19 protein-coding genes and 1 riboswitch are annotated in these 17945 nt (G+C 72.0%); of the genes, 12 read left to right on the forward strand and 7 right to left on the reverse strand.

Annotated elements, in window-relative coordinates:
* Window positions 1-51 precede the first annotated feature (51 nt).
* The 3 genes from ACZ60X_RS09785 to ACZ60X_RS09795 all read left to right on the forward strand — a co-directional run bounded on the left by ACZ60X_RS09785 (window position 52) and on the right by ACZ60X_RS09795 (window position 2402).
* The gene (locus ACZ60X_RS09785) at window positions 52-930 is read left to right on the forward strand and encodes an alpha/beta fold hydrolase (protein WP_469595578.1); all 879 of its coding nucleotides are present in this window, start codon (window positions 52-54) and stop codon (window positions 928-930) included.
* Window positions 931-1164: 234 nt separating this feature from the next.
* On the forward strand, window positions 1165-1662 hold the full coding sequence (locus ACZ60X_RS09790) for a cytochrome P450 (RefSeq protein WP_469595581.1): 498 nt from the start codon (window positions 1165-1167) through the stop codon (window positions 1660-1662).
* Window positions 1659-2402: a cytochrome P450 gene (locus ACZ60X_RS09795; RefSeq protein ID WP_469595584.1), complete on the forward strand. Its 744-nt coding sequence runs from the start codon at window positions 1659-1661 to the stop codon at window positions 2400-2402. Before ACZ60X_RS09790 ends, ACZ60X_RS09795 begins: the two co-directional genes overlap by 4 nt.
* Window positions 2403-2538: 136 nt before the next feature.
* Here ACZ60X_RS09795 and ACZ60X_RS09800 read toward each other — a convergent pair whose 3' ends face one another.
* On the reverse strand, window positions 2539-2895 hold the full coding sequence (locus ACZ60X_RS09800; protein ID WP_469595586.1) for a hypothetical protein: 357 nt from the start codon (window positions 2893-2895) through the stop codon (window positions 2539-2541).
* A gap of 151 nt (window positions 2896-3046) precedes the next feature.
* Window positions 3047-3490: a MarR family winged helix-turn-helix transcriptional regulator gene (locus tag ACZ60X_RS09805; RefSeq protein ID WP_469595588.1), complete on the reverse strand. Its 444-nt coding sequence runs from the start codon at window positions 3488-3490 to the stop codon at window positions 3047-3049.
* A gap of 171 nt (window positions 3491-3661) precedes the next feature.
* Here ACZ60X_RS09805 and ACZ60X_RS09810 point away from each other — a divergent pair, with 171 nt between their 5' ends.
* Window positions 3662-5131 carry a UbiD family decarboxylase gene (locus ACZ60X_RS09810; protein WP_469595590.1) on the forward strand — a complete coding sequence of 490 codons (1470 nt, stop codon included), beginning with the start codon at window positions 3662-3664 and terminating at the stop codon, window positions 5129-5131.
* 53 nt (window positions 5132-5184) lie between these two features.
* Complete coding sequence (locus ACZ60X_RS09815) at window positions 5185-5811, forward strand: UbiX family flavin prenyltransferase (protein WP_469595594.1); 627 nt, start codon at window positions 5185-5187, stop codon at window positions 5809-5811.
* Between the two features lie 534 nt (window positions 5812-6345).
* On the opposite strand, the gene ACZ60X_RS09820 is transcribed toward ACZ60X_RS09815, so the two are convergent.
* Window positions 6346-6933: a TetR/AcrR family transcriptional regulator gene (locus ACZ60X_RS09820; RefSeq protein WP_469595596.1), complete on the reverse strand. Its 588-nt coding sequence runs from the start codon at window positions 6931-6933 to the stop codon at window positions 6346-6348.
* A 119-nt stretch (window positions 6934-7052) separates the two neighbouring features.
* On the opposite strand from ACZ60X_RS09820, the gene ACZ60X_RS09825 reads away from it, so the two are divergent.
* A complete protein-coding gene (locus ACZ60X_RS09825) occupies window positions 7053-8147 on the forward strand; it encodes a saccharopine dehydrogenase NADP-binding domain-containing protein (RefSeq protein WP_469595599.1) in 1095 nt (364 codons plus the stop codon).
* A gap of 67 nt (window positions 8148-8214) precedes the next feature.
* Here the strand turns inward: ACZ60X_RS09825 and ACZ60X_RS09830 are convergent, their stop codons facing one another.
* Window positions 8215-9237 carry a helix-turn-helix domain-containing protein gene (locus ACZ60X_RS09830; protein WP_469595603.1) on the reverse strand — a complete coding sequence of 341 codons (1023 nt, stop codon included), beginning with the start codon at window positions 9235-9237 and terminating at the stop codon, window positions 8215-8217.
* Between the two features lie 205 nt (window positions 9238-9442).
* Here ACZ60X_RS09830 and ACZ60X_RS09835 point away from each other — a divergent pair, with 205 nt between their 5' ends.
* From ACZ60X_RS09835 to ACZ60X_RS09845, 3 genes are all read left to right on the forward strand, one after another.
* Window positions 9443-10207, forward strand: a complete 765-nt coding sequence (locus tag ACZ60X_RS09835) for a G1 family glutamic endopeptidase (RefSeq protein ID WP_469595606.1) — start codon at window positions 9443-9445, stop codon at window positions 10205-10207.
* A gap of 828 nt (window positions 10208-11035) precedes the next feature.
* Window positions 11036-11893 (forward strand): SigB/SigF/SigG family RNA polymerase sigma factor, encoded by an 858-nt coding sequence (locus tag ACZ60X_RS09840; protein WP_469595609.1) that lies wholly within the window; start codon window positions 11036-11038, stop codon window positions 11891-11893.
* Window positions 11894-11925: 32 nt separating this feature from the next.
* Window positions 11926-12267, forward strand: a complete 342-nt coding sequence (locus ACZ60X_RS09845; RefSeq protein WP_469595613.1) for a DUF5133 domain-containing protein — start codon at window positions 11926-11928, stop codon at window positions 12265-12267.
* 224 nt (window positions 12268-12491) lie between these two features.
* Here the strand turns inward: ACZ60X_RS09845 and ACZ60X_RS09850 are convergent, their stop codons facing one another.
* Window positions 12492-12809: an ANTAR domain-containing protein gene (locus tag ACZ60X_RS09850; protein WP_469595616.1), complete on the reverse strand. Its 318-nt coding sequence runs from the start codon at window positions 12807-12809 to the stop codon at window positions 12492-12494.
* Between the two features lie 194 nt (window positions 12810-13003).
* Between ACZ60X_RS09850 and ACZ60X_RS09855 the strand changes: the two genes are divergently transcribed.
* On the forward strand, window positions 13004-13960 hold the full coding sequence (locus ACZ60X_RS09855) for an AraC family transcriptional regulator (protein WP_469595619.1): 957 nt from the start codon (window positions 13004-13006) through the stop codon (window positions 13958-13960).
* A 536-nt stretch (window positions 13961-14496) separates the two neighbouring features.
* Here the strand turns inward: ACZ60X_RS09855 and ACZ60X_RS09860 are convergent.
* Entirely contained in the window at window positions 14497-14880 is a 384-nt protein-coding gene (locus tag ACZ60X_RS09860) for an ArsR/SmtB family transcription factor (RefSeq protein ID WP_469595623.1), read from the reverse strand.
* Between the two features lie 81 nt (window positions 14881-14961).
* Window positions 14962-15151: riboswitch (cobalamin riboswitch) on the forward strand.
* 27 nt (window positions 15152-15178) lie between these two features.
* On the opposite strand from ACZ60X_RS09860, the gene nicT reads away from it, so the two are divergent.
* Window positions 15179-16288, forward strand: a complete 1110-nt coding sequence (gene nicT / locus ACZ60X_RS09865) for a Nickel transporter NicT (protein WP_469595625.1) — start codon at window positions 15179-15181, stop codon at window positions 16286-16288.
* A 668-nt stretch (window positions 16289-16956) separates the two neighbouring features.
* Window positions 16957-17394 carry a glutaredoxin domain-containing protein gene (locus tag ACZ60X_RS09870; RefSeq protein WP_469595627.1) on the forward strand — a complete coding sequence of 146 codons (438 nt, stop codon included), beginning with the start codon at window positions 16957-16959 and terminating at the stop codon, window positions 17392-17394.
* 44 nt (window positions 17395-17438) lie between these two features.
* Here the strand turns inward: ACZ60X_RS09870 and ACZ60X_RS09875 are convergent, their stop codons facing one another.
* The gene (locus ACZ60X_RS09875) at window positions 17439-17849 is read right to left on the reverse strand and encodes a DUF2795 domain-containing protein (protein ID WP_469595629.1); all 411 of its coding nucleotides are present in this window, start codon (window positions 17847-17849) and stop codon (window positions 17439-17441) included.
* Between the last annotated feature and the right edge of the window lie 96 nt (window positions 17850-17945).

Raw genomic sequence — 17945 nt, forward strand, 5'->3', positions numbered from 1 at the left:
GTCGCCCACGCTGGTCCCGTCCCCCCCGACGCGAGGAAAGGGCCCCACCAGATGACGCTCACCATCCCCGGTTTCGACCACGTCCGCCTGCCCGGCACGGACGGTGTGGAGCTGGCCGCCGCGATCGGCGGCAGCGGCAGCCCGGTCGTCCTGCTGCACGGCTTCCCGCAGACCCACCTGATGTGGCGGCACGTCGCCGAACGGCTCGCCGGCGAGCACACGGTGATCTGCCCCGACCTGCGCGGCTACGGCGCCAGCGACAAGCCGGCGGCCACCGGCCCCGACGTGTACGCCAAGCGCACCATGGCCGCGGACGTCGTGTCCGTGGCGGCGGCGCTCGGACACGAGCGCTTCGCCCTCGTCGGCCATGACCGGGGTGCCCTGGCCGCCTTCCGGGCCGGGCTGGACCACCCCGGGACCATCACCCATCTCGGCCTGCTCGACATCGTGCCGACGCTGGACATGTGGAACGTCCTGCGCGGGGTTCCGGCGGCGGTCGGCTACCACCTCTTCCTCATGGCGCAGCCGCCCGGCCTGCCCGAGACGATGATCGTCAACAGCGCGGAAGCGTTCTTCGGCTCGTTCCTCGACACCTGGGCCGGCGATCCGGCCGCCGTGCCGGAGGAGGTGCGCGCCGAGTACCTGCGGGCGTGCACCGCCGCGGTGCCCTCGATCGTCGCGGACTACCGTGCCTCGGCCGGCATCGACATCGTCCACGACCAGGCGGACCTGGACGCCGGGTCCCAGCTGGCCATGCCCGTCACGGTCGTGCAGCAGGACTGGGGCGCGCACCTGGGCTACGACGCCGCCGCGGTGTGGAAGGCCTGGGCACCGGACCTCGACCACCGGCTGACCCGGGCGGGGCACTTCATGGCCGAGGAGGTGCCCGACGAGATCGCGGACACGATCCGCGACCTGCTGGTCCGCTGAGGTCTCCCGGCGGCCGCTGCCCGGTGTGGCACGGCGTGCCGGGGATCGGCTGCGGGGTCCGACACCGCGGTGCGCGCCCGTCGTCCCAAGACTACGTTGGAGTGGAGCCCCGGACAGCCGTCGGCCGTGGGCCGTGCCCGTCCCGGACGCACCACCAGGGAGTGGCCGGTGTCCAGCACCGACGTGATCCCTTCGGCTCCGGGCGCACTGCCGTGAGTGGGGCACGCGCTCGCCATGACGCGAGACCCGCTCCGGTTCGTCCTGGCCCTCTGCGCGATCGGTCCCCTGGTCCGCATCCGCCTGGGCACGCTGCCCGCGGTCATGGTGTGCGCACCGGATCTGACCCGGCAGGTACCTGTCGACGGCCGTACGTTCGACAGGGGCGGACCCCTCATCGAGCTGGGCCGGGAGGCCTTCGGCAACGGCCTGCTCACGTGTCCGGCCCCGGCGCACCGGCGTCAGCGCCGACTGTGCCAGCCCTCGTTCCATCCAGAGCGGATCGCGGGCTACGCGCCGGTGTTCAGCGTCGCCGCCGAGCTACTCGCCGACTCCTGGCACGACGGACAGGTCATCGACGTCAACGCCGAGATGAAGCGCCTGACCACGCGGACGGCGGTAGAGACGTTGCCGGGCAGTGGCGCCCTGCCTTCCGGGACGAGGGCTGGTCTCGTCGAAGACCTGGGGACCATCAGCGCCGGAGCGCTGCGCAGGATGCTGTGCCCCGGCCGGTGAACGCGCTGCCCACCCCGATCAACCGGCGCTTCGGCCTGGCACAGCAGCGGTTGCGGCAGGCGTGGGCCGCAACCGTCGCCGCCCGCCGCGCGGACGGCAGACGCGGCAACGACCTCCTGGACGGTCTCCTGACCGCCGTCGACTCCGGCACCGCCGGCAGCGACAGGACGCTCGACGACCAGGAGGTGGTCGACCAGGCCATCACCTTCTTCGCCGCGCGCACCGAGAGCCCGGCGAACACCCTCGCCTGGGCATTGATGAGCACGGCGGCCCGCCCGGACATCGCCATGCGCCTGCGCACCGAGACCAGGCCCCGCGTCGGGGACCGGACACCCACGGTGGCCGACGTCGCCGAGCGCACCACGGCCGACCACGTCATCACCGAGACCCTCCGCCTCCACCCGCCCCTCACCATGGCGCCCCGCGTGGCCATGGACGCCACCGAGCTGGGCGGCCATCACTTCGCGCCGGGTACGACGATCGCGTGGAGTTCGTGGCTCTACCCCCACCCCGACCGCTGGGCGAACGCCGTCCCGGACCGCCAGAGCTACCTCCCGTTCGGCGCGGGACCCCATCGATGCATCGGCGAACGGTTCGCCCTCCTCCAGGCCACCCTCACCCTGGCCGTCATCACCGCGCGCTGGACGCTGACGCCCGCCACCGGCCAGGCGCCGCGCTCCACCCACGGCATGGTTCCGCGATCTCACCCCGCCCGGCTGCGCCTGGCCGCACGCCGCTGACCGGCCAGGCGACGTCCGGCGTGCCCGTGGCTCCGCCGGGCCCGGCACAGCCGGACGCACAGGGCCCGGCGTCTTACCTGACCTGCCCGGCCGGAGAGTCGGCGCAGCGCTGGTCCCCGGTCGCGCGAGAGGACGCCTACGACGTCAGCTCGACCCACCGACGTGAGTCCGCCGTGCTGACGCACTTCTGGTAGGGATTCGGGTCGCCCTGCTGCTCCTGGCACTTCCACACGGCTCCGGCCGCCCTGACGGTCGCCACGGACTTCTCCGTGCCGCGAGCCACGCGCGTGTAAGCACTGGCCACTTCCATCGCGGCGGAACACGCGGTGGACTTGTCGGCCGACACGGCGAGGCCGGTAGCACTCTCCGCGCCGCACACCCTGCCGGATGCCATGGGCGTTTCTCCGCCCGCGGACACCGCGTTCGGGGCGGAGAAGCCCAGCACCGCGATGCCCAGCAGACCTGCCGCCACTGCTGACCTGAAGGAACGCACGGAAGCCTCCTTCTTCCCTCGTCCTGTGAAGAGGGACGTGCACACCCCACCATCGCCCAGCGATGCCCGCGGTGCCACCGGAGCCGTCCTGGTGCGGGGCGTTGCCCCGGCGAGGACGAGCCGGCGACAGCCGCTCGCCCGCGGCGCGTCCTCAGACGCTGCGGTCGGCATCCACCTCGGCCAAGTCCCTGAGCAGCGGCAGGAGTTCCTCGAGTCGCCGAGCGCCGAGCCGCTCGGCGGGCCAGCGGTTCACGCGGGCCACCGCGGGGGCGATGCGCCGCAGGAGCGCGTGGCCCTCGGGGGTGAGGCGTACCTGGTGGCGGCGGCGGTGGGCGGGGTCGACCTCGCGGGTGATCCAGCCTCGGGAGGAGAGCCGGTCGAGCATGGTCGCCATGGTGGACCGGTCGATCGCGGTGGCCTTGCTGAGCTCGACCTGGGTGACGCCTGTGACGCCGGGGGAGTCGGCGAGGACGGTCAGGACGGCGTACTGCGGAGCGGTCAGGTCGGGGACCTCGGCCTGCCACACCGCGGTCAGCTGTTGCAGTGCCCGGCGCAGCAGGTGCATCGGCGTGTCGGTGAGGGGCTGCTCGGACATGGCCGCGGGATCTCCGAATCGTTCCGGCGCAGGCGGGTGCGGGACGGGGCCGAGGTGCGGGCTCCTGGCAGAGATCTTGGCACAGACGGCCGGAGCCGGCAGCTGAATGTCAGTACACAGACTGTCTGTATAGTGAATGTTCGTGTACTGATTAATTTGCGGGAGGACCACATGCAGCACCCGTCCGACCTTCGCGAGCACATCGAGGCCTTGGAGAAGCTCGGCGATCTCGTCCGCGTCCACGAGCAGGTGGACTGGAACCTGGAGGCTGCCGCCCAGACCAGGTACAGCACCGAGCGCCGCCTCCCGGCCCCGCTCTTCGAGAACGTCGCCGGCGTCGCCGAGGGCTTCCGCCTGCTCGGCGCTCCGGCCGCACTGAGTTCCGATCCGAGCCGGCCGTACGCGCGGGTCGCGCTCAGCGTCGGCCTGCGGCCGGAAGCCACCGGTCGCGAGATCGTCGAGCACCTGGTCGCCACCCGGCACCGCCCGGGTCTGCCGCCGATCGCGGTCGGCCGTGAGGCCGCTCCGGTGAAGCAGAACGTCCTGCTCGGGGACGACGCCGACCTCAACCGCTTCCCCGTCCCCTTCGTGCACGAAGGGGACGGCAACCGCTACGCCAACACCTACGGCGTGATCATCGCCCAGACGCCGGACGGCTCGTGGACCAACTGGTCCATCGCCCGCATCATGATGATCGACGGCAAGCGCATGACCGGTCTCGTCATGCATCCCCAGCACATCGCACGGATCTGGCAGCAATGGGCCGACCTTGGCAGGCCCATGCCCTATGCGCTGGTCCAGGGCGGCGACCCGGCCGTTCCCTACGTCGGTGGCATCCCGCTCGGCGACGGCGTGGCCGAGGCCGACTACATCGGCGCCCTGATCGGCCGTCCGCTGGAGGTCGTCAGGGCCGAATTGTCCGAGCTGATGGTTCCGGCGGGCGCCGAGATCGTCATCGAGGGCCACCTGTCCGTCGAACGCGCCGGAGTCGAGGGGCCGTTCGGCGAGTTCGCCGGTTACGTCCCGCGCGAGACCAGCCTCCAGCCGGTGTACAGCGTGGAAGCCGTCACCCACCGGGACGCGCCGATCTGGCCGCTGGTCGCGGAGGGCAAGCCGGTGGACGACTTCCACACCGTGACGGGTATCGGCGAAGCCGCCGGCGCGTTGGACGCCATCCGCGAGTCGGGCCTGCCGGCGGCCTGCGCCTGGGCCCCCCTGAGCGCCGCCAGCCACTGGCTGATCGTCAGCGCCCCGGGGAACTGGCGCGAGTTGCTGCCCGGGGTCAGCCCTGAGGAGTACGCGCGCCGCGTCGGGGAGGCGGTGTTCGGCACCAAGTTCGGTCTCTGCCTGCCGCAGGTGTTCTTGCTGGACGACGACTTCGACCCCACCGATGACGCCGACCTGCTGTGGGCGCTGGCCACGCGTGTCCACCCGGACGGGCGCGTGGTCCGCTTCGCAAACGGCCCGGTCCTGCCCCTGCTCACCTGCTACACGCCCGAGGAGCGCCACGCCGCCCGGGCGACCAAGGTGGTCCACGAGGGTCTGCTCCCCGCGCCCGACGAGCGCGAGCGGCAGAGCACCTTCACGGACGCGTATCCCGTCGAGGTCCGGGCCAGGGTGCTGGCGCGCTACGCCCGCTGATCGCCGGCAGGACCACGGACGGACATGACACGAGGTCACGAAAGGGTTGTCTCATGCGACTGATCGTCGCAATCACCGGCGCCACCGGGGCCGTGTTCGGCATCCGGCTCCTCCAGCACCTGCGGGAGCAGCCGGACGTCGAGACGCACGTGGTCATGAGCCGATGGGCGAAGGCGACCATCGCCATGGAGACGGGTTGGACGTCTCACGACGTCGCCGCCCTCGCCGACGTCGTACACGGCGCCGACGACCAAGCGGCGTGCATCTCCAGCGGCTCCTTTCGCACCGACGGGATGGTGATCCTTCCCTGCAGTGCGAAGACCCTCGCGGCGATCCGGGCCGGGTACGGCAGTGATCTGATCGCGCGGGCCGCGGACGTCGTCATCAAGGAGGGCCGGCGCCTGGTGCTCGGCGTCCGCGAGACACCGCTCTCCACCATCCACCTGGAGAACATGCTGGCCATGTCCCGGATGGGCGCGACGATCCTGCCGCCGATGCCGGCCTTCTACAACAGGCCGGAGAGCATCGACGACCTGGTCGACCATGTCGTCGCCCGGGTCATGGACCAGTTCGGCCTGGACAGTTGCGGGGCCGTGCGCTGGGAGGGCCCCGCCACGGCGCGCGGCGTTCGCGCTCCGCGCGGCGCGCGGCCGGCGGAGCCGGCCGAGGCCGCCGGCTGAGCCTCGGCAGCAGGCGGCACGACGCTACTGCGCACGCCATGCCGTTGCTGCTGTCGGGGGCGGCGCGGCCGACTGCGACCTGCGCCGCGTCGCCACCGCGGCCCCGCCGTCTGGGGTCTGCGTGCAGTACTGGACGCGGTGGCCGGTTCGGCGGTGTTCGCGACCTTCTCCGACGTCCACTGGCAGCGGCTTCCGCCGCCGTCCCAGCCACTGGGGATGCAGAAGTGCCCCGGGTCGCGGTGGAAGGCCGCGACGGCGGAGGCGGCGGGAACTGTGGCAAGGGCCGCCGCGCAGGCGACCGAGGCGGACGACGGCTGCCCGGTCTCGTCTCCCGCGAACGGCGACCACCAGAGCGCGGGCAGGGGCGCGTGAGGCGGGTACAGCAGGTTCCGGCACCCCCTCGCCGCCCCTGGGCCGGGGCCTCCGGTGGAGACGGGGGCGCGCACCGGACCATGGCGCGCTGTACCCGAGCCGGGCCCATGCTCAGGCCTTCGCGGCGCAAGGGCCAGGGCGGGGACGCGGAAGGCGAGGTGGTCAACCGGTGGCCGCGCTCGTCGCGTCCGCGGTCACGGTGTCCCGGAGCGATGCGGTGGCGCCCCGCAGGCAGGTGAGGAAGTCCGTCTGCCCGTTGGTGTCGGCCCATCGGGCAAAGGCGTTCTGGAAGACGACCGTTGCGATCTGGGCCACCAGGTGGGCCCTGCCGGTTTCGGTGCCGCGCTGTTCGAGCGCGGTCTGGATCGCGGCGGTGACGGCGGCGACTTTGGTCCGCTCGCGTTCTTGGAGTTCCGTGCTCGCGTTGATCACGGCGCGGCGCTCGGCGGCGTTCTGGACGTCTGCGACAAGCTGGGCGCCCACGTCGGCGAGGGTGTCAAGGACGGTGCTCAGCGGCGACGAGGCCTCGTCGGCGGCCAGCACGGCCTGCTCGATCGCCACGGGCAGCCGCTCGGAGCCCGCGAAGAGGACTTCGCGCTTGTCGGGGAAGTAGCGGAAGTACGAGCGGCGTGTGATGCCGGCGTGCTCGGCGATCTGCGTCACGGTCACGTTGTCGTACCCGTGTTTCGCGTAGAGCTCCAGTGCGGCCTTGATCAGGCGCTCTTCGGTCCCAGGATCCCATCTCGCCATGGCTTGACGATAACAAACGATGTCTCAGCGTGTCATCGGTGCTAGCATTAGTGATGACACACTGAGACATCGCTTGTGGTCGGCTCACGCGGGCCGCAGCCACGGAAGAGGGGGTTCCCATGACCCATGGCATGGCCGACGCGCGGACCGGTGACGTATGGATCCTGGGAGCGACGGGCCGCGTCGGCTCCGCCGTCGCCGCCCGTCTGGCATCACGGGACGTGCCGTTGGCGCTGGTCGGGCGCAGCCGTGAGCGCCTGGATGAGGCACGAGCGAAACTCGGGCAGGGCGAGCGGGCGAAGGTCGTCGTCGCCGGCACCGTGGAGAAGGTCGCGGAACAGATCGCAGAGCAGCGGCCGGCCGTGGTGGTCAACACCCTCGGCGGGTATGCCGAAACCGGCCCGCAGGTGGCTCGCGCCTGCATGCCGGGCGGGCACTACCTGGACCTGGCCAACGACCTGACCGCCACCTCCCGGCTCCTTGACCTGCACGAAGAGGCGGCAGCGGGCGGCAGCACCCTGGTGACCGGCGCCGGGTTCGGCGTCCTGGCGACGGAAGCCGTCGTCGTCAGGCTGTGCGCCGGCCGCCCCGCCCCCAGCCGCGTGCGCGTCGACGCCTTGGCCTCGGTGGCCGTCGAGGCCGGCGTCATGGGTGCCGCCTTCGCCGCCTCCGTCGTCGACGTGCTCACCACCGGCGGACTCCGCTACGAAGGCGGCCGCCTGGTCAAGAGCCGGCTCGGCGCGGATGTCCAACACCTCACCCTCCCCGACGGGCAGAAGGCCACATCGGCGGGAGTGCCCTCGGGCGAGCTGATCGCCGCACAGCGGGCCAGCGGAGCGCCTGACGTCACCGTCACCTCCGCGCTGGTTCCTGGCGGAGCGGCCGTACGAGCGATCCTTCCGTCGGCCGGGAAGCTGCTGTCCGTACCGGCGCTGCGCGGCTTCGCCGTCCGCCGGATGGCCGGCCTCCGGCTGAAAGCCGCTTCCCGACCCCGGCGGCACTCCTGGGGCCACGCCGTCATCACCTGGCCGGACGGCACCAGTCGAGAAGGATGGCTGCGCGCTGACGACGGCATGGACTACACCGTCGCCGCCGCGTCCGAAACCGCCGTACGCCTCGCCCGCGGCGAAGGCAAGCCCGGCGCCCGCACACCCGCGGCCGCCCTCGGCCCCGACCTCGCGGTCGCAGCCGGAGGCACCTTCATCCTCCGCTGAGGACACCCGCTCGCTCGTCATCACGCCGTGTGCACAGGCGGGACGCGCACCCCCTCCAGGCACGCCGCTAGAGCAGGCCGGTCCGGGCCGCCTGGATTCCCGCCTGGAAGCGGGTCCGCGCGCCGAGGTCGTCCATCACCTCGTGCACCCACCGCTGGACGGTACGCGGTGAGACGCCCAGCTGGCGAGCGATGCTGTCATCGGTGAACCCGGCCGACAGCAGCGTCAGCAGCTCTCCCCGGCGGCTGCCCGGGCCGAGTACCGGACCGCCCGCGTCCGGCACTCGTACCGCCCGGTGCCAGTACGCCTCGAACATCCCGGTGAGCGCGTCCAGGAGGGAAGGGGCGCGGACCAGTACCGCGGCCTGCAACTCGGAGCCGGTGGCCACCGGCAGCATCGCCCACCGGTCGTCCACCATGGCCAGTTTGCAGGGGAGTTCGGGCAGTAGCCTCGCCTCCTCACCGGCCGCGACCACCTCGCGGATCTCGGCCAGTCGGCCACGTGCGCTGACCGAACCGGCCTCGTACACCGCGCGGATGCGCACCCCGCGGCCCAGCAGGGAGCGCTCGAGTTCGGTGTCGGTGGGCGCGATGTGCGGTGGCTTGTCGAACAGCAGGAGATGCCGCCGAGCGCCGTCCTGCATCTGCCGCCAGCGCTCGGCGATCGCGGCCTGCCCGGTGATCACCTCCATCAGATCGGCCGCCTGGGGTCGTTGCGCCCGCCGGTAGACCCGCATCAACTCGCCCAACCGGCCACGGGTGCGCAGCAGTTCCTCCTCCCGGCGCAGCAGCAGCGCCTCCACGGCGACATCGGGCGCTGCGGCCGACCAGCGGACCGGTGCGCCGTCGTGGCGGGCGACCAGACCCTGCCGTGCGAGCGCGGCCAGCAGCCGCTCGGCGTGGTCGGCCGTGACACCCAACTCCGTGGCCAGGCCGGCCGCCGTACAGTGCGCGCAGGCGAGGACGCGCAGATAGGCGTTCTGTTCCGCTTCGGGGATGCCGAGACCTTCGAGCAACTCGCCCGAGGCGGCGCGCAGGGGCGCCGACGGCTGGGCTCCGCCTGACGCCGTGTCGAAACCGGCTGGGAACAACCTGACCGCCCTTCGGTCCCGGGCGGGCGTAGCCCGAGGAGTCGGCGATGAGCCGGTACCCGCCACCCGGCAATTGTGTCATGTTCCCGCCATGGCGGGTTCCGGTTGCCGCCGGACTCTTGAGGTCCATACAGGCCACACCCACGATGAACCCCGGTCTGACCGGCCACCGGACATCGACTCCACCCCCACAGGAGACCGGTACATGGGCACGAACACAGGAAACAGACGCAATCGTCTCAACGGCCGAGCGGCAGCCGCGGGTCTGCTCCTCATCGCCGGCGCTCTCGCCCCGGCGTGCGCCGGAACGTCGGCGGCCGCCGCCACCGTGGGCTTCGGCCCGCACAGGCAGGGATTCCAGGACAGCAACTGGGGCGGATACGTCGCCACCGGAAGCTTCGGCGCCGTCTCCGGCTCCTGGACGGAACCGCACGTCACCTGCAACAGCAGTAACGACCTGTTCGCTCCCTGGGTCGGCCTGGACGGCTACGGTTCGCAGACGGTGGAGCAGACGGGTGTGCAGACCGACTGCTCCAGCGGGTCGCCCGTCCTGTCCGCCTGGTACGAGATGTATCCCGCCGCCCCGGTGTACTGGGGCGACCCGGTCTCCGAAGGCGACAGCATCACCGCCTCGGTGGTCTCCAACGGCGGCGGCAGCTACACACTGACACTCACCGACAACACCCAGGGCTGGACCGAACACGTCGATCAGAACCTCGGCGCGAACAACGCCAGCGCCGAAGCGGTCATAGAGTCCCCCACCCAGAGCTATCCGTCCTTCAGTGAACTGGACTTCTCCGGTGTGACGGTGGACGGCCAGTCGTTCGACGCGACGAATCCGCAGTCGTTCACGAGCGGCGGCTACGCGCCGGGGCCGCTGTCGGGCGGCTCCTTCTCGATGACGCCGGGCGGCGCCTTCGCCCGCCCGTCGCACGCGCCCGCCGAACGGCCCAGGGTCATCCGCTACTGACGGCGGATCCGCCCGGGCGTGGAAGCACGAGCGGGGGCGCGGGCCGCACCGTTCCCACCGCCGACCTCTCCCACCCCCACTTCTCAGCCAGTCGGGCTCCGGCGTCCAGCCGCTGATGGCCGGCTCGTCGCCATCAGCGGCTGGATCGTGTCCGAGACGGCTGCCGCCGGACCAGAGCGGATCACGGCCGCTCACGTCTCCTTCCAGCGGCCATCCGCGTCCTCGTCGTCCCGCGGCAGCGCTGTCTCGCCCGCGCCTGCCGCCGGGCCGCCGACGCCGAAGGGGCCCTCTCCCCACGGGAATCACCGGCCGAAAGCTGCGGGCCCGGCGTCGGCCATGCCGAGCGCTCGCGGCCGGACTCGCCGACGCGCGCCGCACCCGTACCTCGCCCCCACCTCTCCACCGCCGGTGTCGAGGACATCGCCGCGGTGCTGGGGAGACGACGGCCGGCCGGGACTGGTCGGGCATGCCGGCCGGACAAGACCCCGGCCCCTGCCCAGGGCCTGGTGCCGTCGGCTGGAAGCGGGCGTGCGGTCTTCACCCAGCGGCGCGACAGCTGCCAGACATCGGCCGGGGCGTGCCTCAGGAGCAGCCCGAGTCCTTCGGCGGCGCGGTCATCGCGGACGCCTGGTTTGCATGTGAGAGCCCCGGGCAGACGGGCCTTGGTGCTTCGGACCGGAGGCGCACGCCAAGCGGGGGAGCCCCGGCCGTCGGCTTCGACCGGCAGCCTCGGCGGTTTCCCTGTGGCAGACCTGACAGAACTGTTCGGGTGGGTCCCTGGAGCGCTGTCTTCGGGGCCGCCCTGAGACCGTTCAGGAGCGAGTCCGCATGCTGACCGACACGTTGACAGACCGTACCGGCACACCGGAGACCGGGGCCGCCACCGCCCCGCCCGCCACTCCACGGAGCCATGACGACGCCCCCGACACCGCTGAACTGTTCGCCCGGCTCGTGGAACTGGACGACGGCCCCGAGCGGGACGCCGTGCGCGACGAACTCGTCGCCGCCTGGCTGCCCATGGCCCACCGGATCGCCCGCCGTTTCCGTGACCGGGGCGAGTCCATGGAGGACCTGCGTCAGGTGGCCGCTCTCGGGCTGGTGAAGGCCGTGGACCGGTTCGACCCGTCCCGGGGGGCTTTCGAGAGTTACGCCGTGCCGACCATCACCGGCGAGGTCAGGCGGCACTTCCGGGACCGGATGTGGGCCCTGCGGGTGCCGCGCCGGGTGCAGGAACTGCGCAACCGGGTGCGGGTGGCGCGCCGGGAGCTCGCCCAGCGGCCCGGCGGTGCCGAACCCACCGTCGCTGCCATCGCCGCGCACACCGACCTCAGCGAGGAGGAGGTGAACGCGGGCCTGGAAGCGCTGGGGAGCTTCAGCACCCTCTCCCTCGACGCCGAAGTGTCCACCGGCGACGAGGGCTACAGCCTCGCCGACACCCTCGGAGCCAGCGACTCCTCGTACGACGTGGTAGTGGACCGCGAGGCAGCCAAGGCGGGGCTGCGCCGGCTGCCCGAGCGCGAGCGGGCCATCCTGTACATGCGGTTCTTCGAGGACGTGACGCAGAGCCGCATCGCCGACCGGCTCGGCATCTCCCAGATGCACGTCTCCCGGCTGATCAGCCGCAGCTGCGCCCGCGTCCGCGAAGAAGCCCTGGCCGAGCGGCCCGGCCGCCGCCTGGCGTCGTGACACCGTCCGCCCGCAGCAAGGAGCACCGCCGCATGCTGATGCCGCTTCCCGCCGCCCTGCGCCGGCTGGTAACGGAGTACGAGACACTCCTCGCCGAGGAGACACGCGCTCGAGCCGCCGTACCGAGCCCGCGTCTGCGGGACCTCGCCTACACCCTGTGCGTGTCGACCGGCACCCGCGAGATCAGCCGAGCCCTGGAGGTCGCACATTCCCACCTCGCCCGGGCATCGGCGGGGCCCGGCACATCCGCCACCGTGCCTGACGGACCGACGCCGATCCCGTCGGCGAAGAGCTGCTCGACACCGCGACAGCGGGTCGACGGACCCGGCGGAGTACCGCCCAGCCGGCGCTCACGGCAACCAGAGCCCAGCTGACGGCTCGCTGCACCGCGATGGAGTGGGGGCAGATCCGGAGCGCACGGGCGGGCAGGGAACGGGGGACCCGCCTGTCGGCCGCGGTGAGCGGTGCGACGCCGACACCCCCGTCCGGCGGGGCGCGCCGGACGGGAGCGTCGGATAAGGCAGTGCGCGGGCGGGCGGCAGCGCCCGGCCGATGTCGGTGCCGGACAGCGGGCCACCGCGCCGCGCGTGCGGCGGTGTCAGGCCTCGTTCTGCGGCGCTCGTGTCGCCGTCCTCCGCCGTACCGCGGCTTGCAGGGCGCCTCGCAGTTCCTCCGGAAGCCATCCGCGGTGCGGCCACTGCCTGATGTGCTCCGCGATCTCCCGCAGCTTGGTGTTGGTGTGCTGCGAGACGTCTTTGAGGATCTCCCAGGCTGTCTCGGGGCGCACGCGTGCGTAGGCGATCACGACCCCCATGGCCTGGTCGATGACCGCGTGCGCGGTGACGGCGTGCCGGAGCTGGGCGACCTCCTCCTGGAGGGTCGCGATCCGGTCGGGGTTTGCGGTCTGCTCTGGCATCGTGAGGAGGGCTCCTGGTCTGGCAACCGTGCCGGTCTGTGGTGCTGCTGCCCGTGACCTGCCGCCGCCAAGGGTGCGGGCGGCGAACAGTCCGGGGTCGCGGTTGTCCACAAAACGAAATGCCGTGCGTCCGCGGAACGCCGTGGGGAGAGGGCCACCTCGTTCCGGAAGAAGCTGCCTGCCAGGATGGAGTCATGGACTCGCTGTTGTTCGAAAGCGACGATCTCGGTGCGACGGAGGAGTTCCTCTGCCGCGCCTACGCGAGGATGCGCATCGGGAGCGCGACGCCCGACGCCGGCACCGCACGAGTGCGCCGGGTGGCCGCCCCGTCGTTCAGCGCGGACGAACTCGCCCTGAACTTCGAGATGTCGTACTCCGTCACACCACTGGGCAGGATCTGTCTCTGCGTCGTCCACGAGGGCACCGTGCAGGACCACGTCTTCCACGGAGTCCGGGACTCCTTCGGCCCCGGAGACGCCGTGCTGTTCGCGCCGCCTGATCTGCCGTACGCGGGACGCATCTGCGGCGCCCGTTACAACATCACGATGCTTGACCCCGACGTACTGAACCAGGTCGCCGCCGGCAGCGGTGAACCCCTGCACGAGCCGGTACGGCTGACCGGGCACCGGCCCCGGTCGCAGGCCGCCGCCGAGAGATTGAAGAGCACGATCGTCTATCTGCGTGATCATGTGCTCGCTGTCCCGGAGATCGCGGCACAGCCCCTTGCCGTCACGGCCGGCAGCCAGTTGCTGGCCGCCAGTGTCCTGGCCGCCTTCCCCAGCACCGCGCGCACCGACCCGACGGCGCAGGACCGCGTGGACGCCCATTCCGCGACCGTGAGGCGAGCCGTCGCCTACATCGACGACCATGCCGATCAGCCGGTCAGCGTCGCCGACATCGCCGCTGCCGCTCATGTCACGATCCGTGCTCTCCAGTACGCCTTCCGCCGGCACCTCGACACCACGCCGCTGGCCTATCTCCGCCGGGCCCGACTGGCGCACGCTCACCGCGACCTGGTCACGGCCGACCCACGCAGTGGCGCCACCGTCGGTGCCATCGCCGCCCGCTGGGGCTTCGGCCACCCTGGCCGCTTCGCCGCCCTCTACCGCGCCGCGTACGGCACCAGCCCCGCCACCACCCTGCGTCGCTGAACAGGGTTTCGCCCACGGGCCTGCCGCGCGGGGGAGCGCGGCGCGTCGGCACGAGTTCGTCGAGCAGGCGGGCGAGCGCCGCCGGCGCCTCGACGGGCGCCACATTCAGCGCGGCGGGTTCGGCGTGGGCGGGCCTGCTCAAGCGACGCAGGGTCGCCCCGGAGCGGCGGTTCGCCCGCAGCGCGTGACATGTGCTGCGTCGAGGCCGGCGACCTGCCGGTGCACCATCTCGACGGTGGCGTCCCGGTCCGCCGTCTCTTCGGCGGCCTTCAGTGTGCGTTCATCGGCGGCCGGCCATGCGGTCGAGCCGCCGTAACTCCCGCCGGACAGCGTCTGCGGGACGGCGAGCCTTTTGCAACAGGCCTTGCACCGCGGCCCTCGGCCTCGCCACCTCGAGCCTGCACGCCGCCTCCTGCAGCACGGCGTCCAGCCGGCCCGCGCGTTCACGCGACCAGCGAATCGCCGCCGGAGCCGACGCGGCGGCCCTGACCGGTCCGAACGCCCGCCCCACGGCGTCGGCGACGCTCGCCAAGGGCTCAGGCGGGCGGCGTGCCGTGGGTGCGCGTGTCGTGTGACGCGCAGTGTTTCAGCAAGTCGGAGATCGGGCTGTCGACGAGCCGGTAGCGCACGATCCTGCCGTCCTTGTCCCCCTCGACGACGCCGGCGGCGCGCAGGAGGCGCAGGGCCTGGGAGACGGCGGTGTCGCGCATCCCGGTGGCGACGGCGAGGTCCGAGACGGCGATGGGGCCGGCCTCGTGCAGGGCGAGCAGCAGGGACAGCCGCCCGGGGTCGGAGAGGAGGGAGAAACGGTCGGCCCAGGCGCGTACGCGCTCGGGCTCACCGACGGCGGCGATCGCATCGCAGACCCGGTGGCCGTCGATGGTGCGCCGGTCGGCGCGATCCGCGGGGACGAGATGCATGGCCCCATCATCGCAGTCACCGGCGATCCCGCACCAACATCTGATCAGTTGTGCAGCCTTGCAGTTGATGGCCTCCGCCTTCTAGGGTGGGCGTGCCGTGGTGTTCGGGAAGACCGGTGACGGCCCTTCAGGGGCCCAGTCCGGAGCGGCCCTCGCCACTGTGATCGGGAAGTTTCCGCCCCACGCATTGCCACTGGCCTCGCGGCCGGGAAGGCAGGGGCGGACGCGTCGACCCGTCAGCCAGGAGACCGGCCACGGCATCACGAAGCTGATCCACGAGGTGCTGGAGCGTGACCGTATGACCGTGTCCCGAGGCGTGCCCGAAAGCGCCGCCGCCACGTCCTTGCGCTGGCGACGCGAGGACACCCTGCGAACCGCCGGACTCCTGGCCGTCATCGCGGCGCTGCACGTGGTGGCCTTCGGGATCCTCTTCCTGCTGGTGATCCCGCACCACTACGAGGTCGGCACCAAGGCGTTCGGGGTCGGCCTCGGCATCACGGCCTACACCCTCGGCATGCGGCACGCTTTCGACGCCGACCACATCGCCGCGATCGACAACACCACCCGCAAGCTCATGGCGGACGGCAAGCGTCCGGTGTCGGTGGGCTTCTGGTTCGCACTCGGCCACTCCAGTGTGGTCGTCGCCATGGCCGCGCTCGTCGCCGGCGGCGCCAAGCTCGCCGGCACCCTGATGAACGACGGCTCCCGGACCCACCAGGTCCTCGGCACCGTCGGCACCACGGTCTCCGGCGGTTTCCTGTACCTCATCGCCGCCCTCAACCTCGTGGCGCTGTTCGGCATCGTCCGCGTCTTCAGGGCCATGCGCGGCGGACGGTACGACGAGGCGGAGCTGGAGGCGCACCTGGACTCGCGCGGCTTCATGAACCGCGTGCTGGGCCGGCTCACCAAGTCCGTTCGCCGCCCCGGCCAGATGTTCCCGCTCGGCTTCCTCTTCGGGATCGGCTTCGACACCACGACCGAGGTACTGCTCCTCGCGCTCGCCGGGAACGGCGCCGCCGCCGGTCTCCCCTGGTACGCGATCCTGTGCCTGCCGCTGCTCTTCGCCGCCGGCATGAGCCTGTTCGACACCCTCGACGGCACGTTCATGAACTTCGCCTACCAGTGGGCCTTCTCGAACCCGGTCCGCAAGGTCTTCTACAACCTCACCATCACGGGCCTGTCCATCGCCGTCGCCTTCTTCGTCGGCACGATAGAACTGGTCGGTGTCCTGCACGACAAACTCGGCCTCAGCGACGACGTCACCGGCTGGATCGCCGGCCTGAACCTGGACAGCGTCGGCTACGTCATCGTCGGCCTGTTCGTGATCGTATGGGCCGTGGCCATCGCCTACTGGCGCCTGGCCAGGGTCGAGGAGCGCTGGAACACCCGCGCCGCAGAGACCGGCTGACGCGGCCGGAGCCAGGTACGAAGGCCGCCGTGGGGCGCGCGCCGCGCGAGGGCGCCTGTCCGTGCGGAGGAAAGGGCGTGCACGTCGATCGGAGAGGGCGGGGCTCGTGCCCATCGCTGGAGGCCCTCTCCCCGGCGCATGGCCGGAGCGGGCCGGTGTTCGGCCCCGCCCCACCAGATTCGGCACAGGGCGCGGGTGGCACGGATGCCGGGCACGGTGGTGGCGGAGCGCAGGGCTCCGCGGGCGGTGAGGCCGGCGTCGGTGTCGGCGTCGGTGCCGGACAGGATTCGCGACACTCCGTCCGCCGGCGCTCCCTGGGAAGGCCGCCGAGGGTGCCGGCGTGCGCGGCCGAAGCCGTTGCCTTGGGTGTGCGCGCCGGCGTCGTGCCGTTCCTCGCCGTGGGAGCCCTGTGCGGGTCTGTGCCTGCTCTGCGCAGCCGCCTCACAGACGGCGGACGCGACGATCGGAGACGATCGGAGTCGGGCGCGGTGACGTGCCCCAAGCCCGCCGACAGTGCCGTCGCGGCCGTGGTCCACCCCGCGGTCGCGGTCCTGACCGGTGACGAGCATGGTCGCGCTGCCGTGGCCCCAGGCGCCTGCCGCGGCGTCGCCCGAGCGGGTCGGGCTCGGGCCGCTCTTGCGTCGGGCTTGCCGATAACCTGCGTCGCCATGACGCGTGTGTGGACCTTGCCGATACTGCTCGTGCTCTGCGGCGCAGCCGGTGCGACGGGACTGATCTTCGCCGGGAGCCCCGGTGCCGCCACAGGGCTCATGCTGGGGTGCGTGCTGCTCGCAGGCGTGAACTCGCCCCTGATGTTCCCGAAGGCGATCGGTGCGCTGGAGGCGCGACGCCGCAGCGCCGTTGACGGTCGGCCCGTCGTCTTCTGGCGACCCGGTTGCGCGTACTGCATCCGCCTGCGCATCCGGCTGGGCCGCGGCGCCCGCCAGTTGCATTGGGTCGACATCTGGCGTGACCCGGCGGGGGCCGCGGCGGTCAGGGCCGCGAACGACGGGAACGAGACCGTGCCCACCGTCTTCGTCGCGGGCCGGCCATACACCAATCCCGACCCGGAATGGGTGCGCGAACAGATCTCCTCTCCCGCATGACCGGGAGGTTCACGACGGTGCGTGCCACCGTCTGATCCGCACGCTCAGGACGGGGAGTGCTGCCGCAGGGAGGCGACGACGATCTCGTGAGCGTTGTGGTACGTGCCCCTGCCCGGGAGGTTGCGGGCCACCCGCACCAGGGTGTCGGGCGCCTGCCGCTCCTCCAAGGCCCGGACGAGGGAACTCCGGTCCGCGGGGAACACGGTCCGGTCCAGGTGCCGGGCCATCTCCCGGTGCAGTTCCCGCTCCTCGGCTTCCCGCCGGGCGCGCTCCCGCTCCGGGCCGGGCGGTGGGACGGGTCCACTGGGCGTCACCGGGATGTCGTCGTCCGCCTCCGGCTCCGGGTCGACGGCGTCCTCCGCGTGCGTGTGCTGCCGTGACTGCAGGTATCCCCGCAGTTCGTGCTTCATCTCGTCGTCCTTGCGACGGCTCATCGGATTGCTGCCACGTTCCATGGGCGTGCCGCTTCCTGTCGTACTTGCTATGTCGCCACGACCACTGGGTCGGTACTGGGCGGGTTTCCCTGAATGCCGAAGTGACACCGGGGCGGT

It is taken from the genome of Streptomyces sp. NPDC104106, from assembly GCF_055584345.1.

Bases quoted from the DNA above. Each gene is read 5' to 3' on its own strand.
- ACZ60X_RS09785 (WP_469595578.1), top strand. From the start codon at position 52: ATGACGCTCACCATCCCCGGTTTCGACCACGTCCGCCTGCCCGGCACG.
- ACZ60X_RS09790 (WP_469595581.1), top strand. From the start codon at position 1,165: ATGACGCGAGACCCGCTCCGGTTCGTCCTGGCCCTCTGCGCGATCGGT.
- ACZ60X_RS09805 (WP_469595588.1), bottom strand. From the start codon at position 3,490: ATGTCCGAGCAGCCCCTCACCGACACGCCGATGCACCTGCTGCGCCGG.
- ACZ60X_RS09810 (WP_469595590.1), top strand. From the start codon at position 3,662: ATGCAGCACCCGTCCGACCTTCGCGAGCACATCGAGGCCTTGGAGAAG.
- ACZ60X_RS09815 (WP_469595594.1), top strand. From the start codon at position 5,185: ATGCGACTGATCGTCGCAATCACCGGCGCCACCGGGGCCGTGTTCGGC.
- ACZ60X_RS09820 (WP_469595596.1), bottom strand. From the start codon at position 6,933: ATGGCGAGATGGGATCCTGGGACCGAAGAGCGCCTGATCAAGGCCGCA.
- ACZ60X_RS09825 (WP_469595599.1), top strand. From the start codon at position 7,053: ATGACCCATGGCATGGCCGACGCGCGGACCGGTGACGTATGGATCCTG.
- ACZ60X_RS09835 (WP_469595606.1), top strand. From the start codon at position 9,443: ATGGGCACGAACACAGGAAACAGACGCAATCGTCTCAACGGCCGAGCG.
- ACZ60X_RS09840 (WP_469595609.1), top strand. From the start codon at position 11,036: ATGCTGACCGACACGTTGACAGACCGTACCGGCACACCGGAGACCGGG.
- ACZ60X_RS09845 (WP_469595613.1), top strand. From the start codon at position 11,926: ATGCTGATGCCGCTTCCCGCCGCCCTGCGCCGGCTGGTAACGGAGTAC.
- ACZ60X_RS09850 (WP_469595616.1), bottom strand. From the start codon at position 12,809: ATGCCAGAGCAGACCGCAAACCCCGACCGGATCGCGACCCTCCAGGAG.
- ACZ60X_RS09855 (WP_469595619.1), top strand. From the start codon at position 13,004: ATGGACTCGCTGTTGTTCGAAAGCGACGATCTCGGTGCGACGGAGGAG.
- ACZ60X_RS09860 (WP_469595623.1), bottom strand. From the start codon at position 14,880: ATGCATCTCGTCCCCGCGGATCGCGCCGACCGGCGCACCATCGACGGC.
- nicT (WP_469595625.1), top strand. From the start codon at position 15,179: ATGACCGTGTCCCGAGGCGTGCCCGAAAGCGCCGCCGCCACGTCCTTG.
- ACZ60X_RS09870 (WP_469595627.1), top strand. From the start codon at position 16,957: ATGACGCGTGTGTGGACCTTGCCGATACTGCTCGTGCTCTGCGGCGCA.
- ACZ60X_RS09875 (WP_469595629.1), bottom strand. From the start codon at position 17,849: ATGGAACGTGGCAGCAATCCGATGAGCCGTCGCAAGGACGACGAGATG.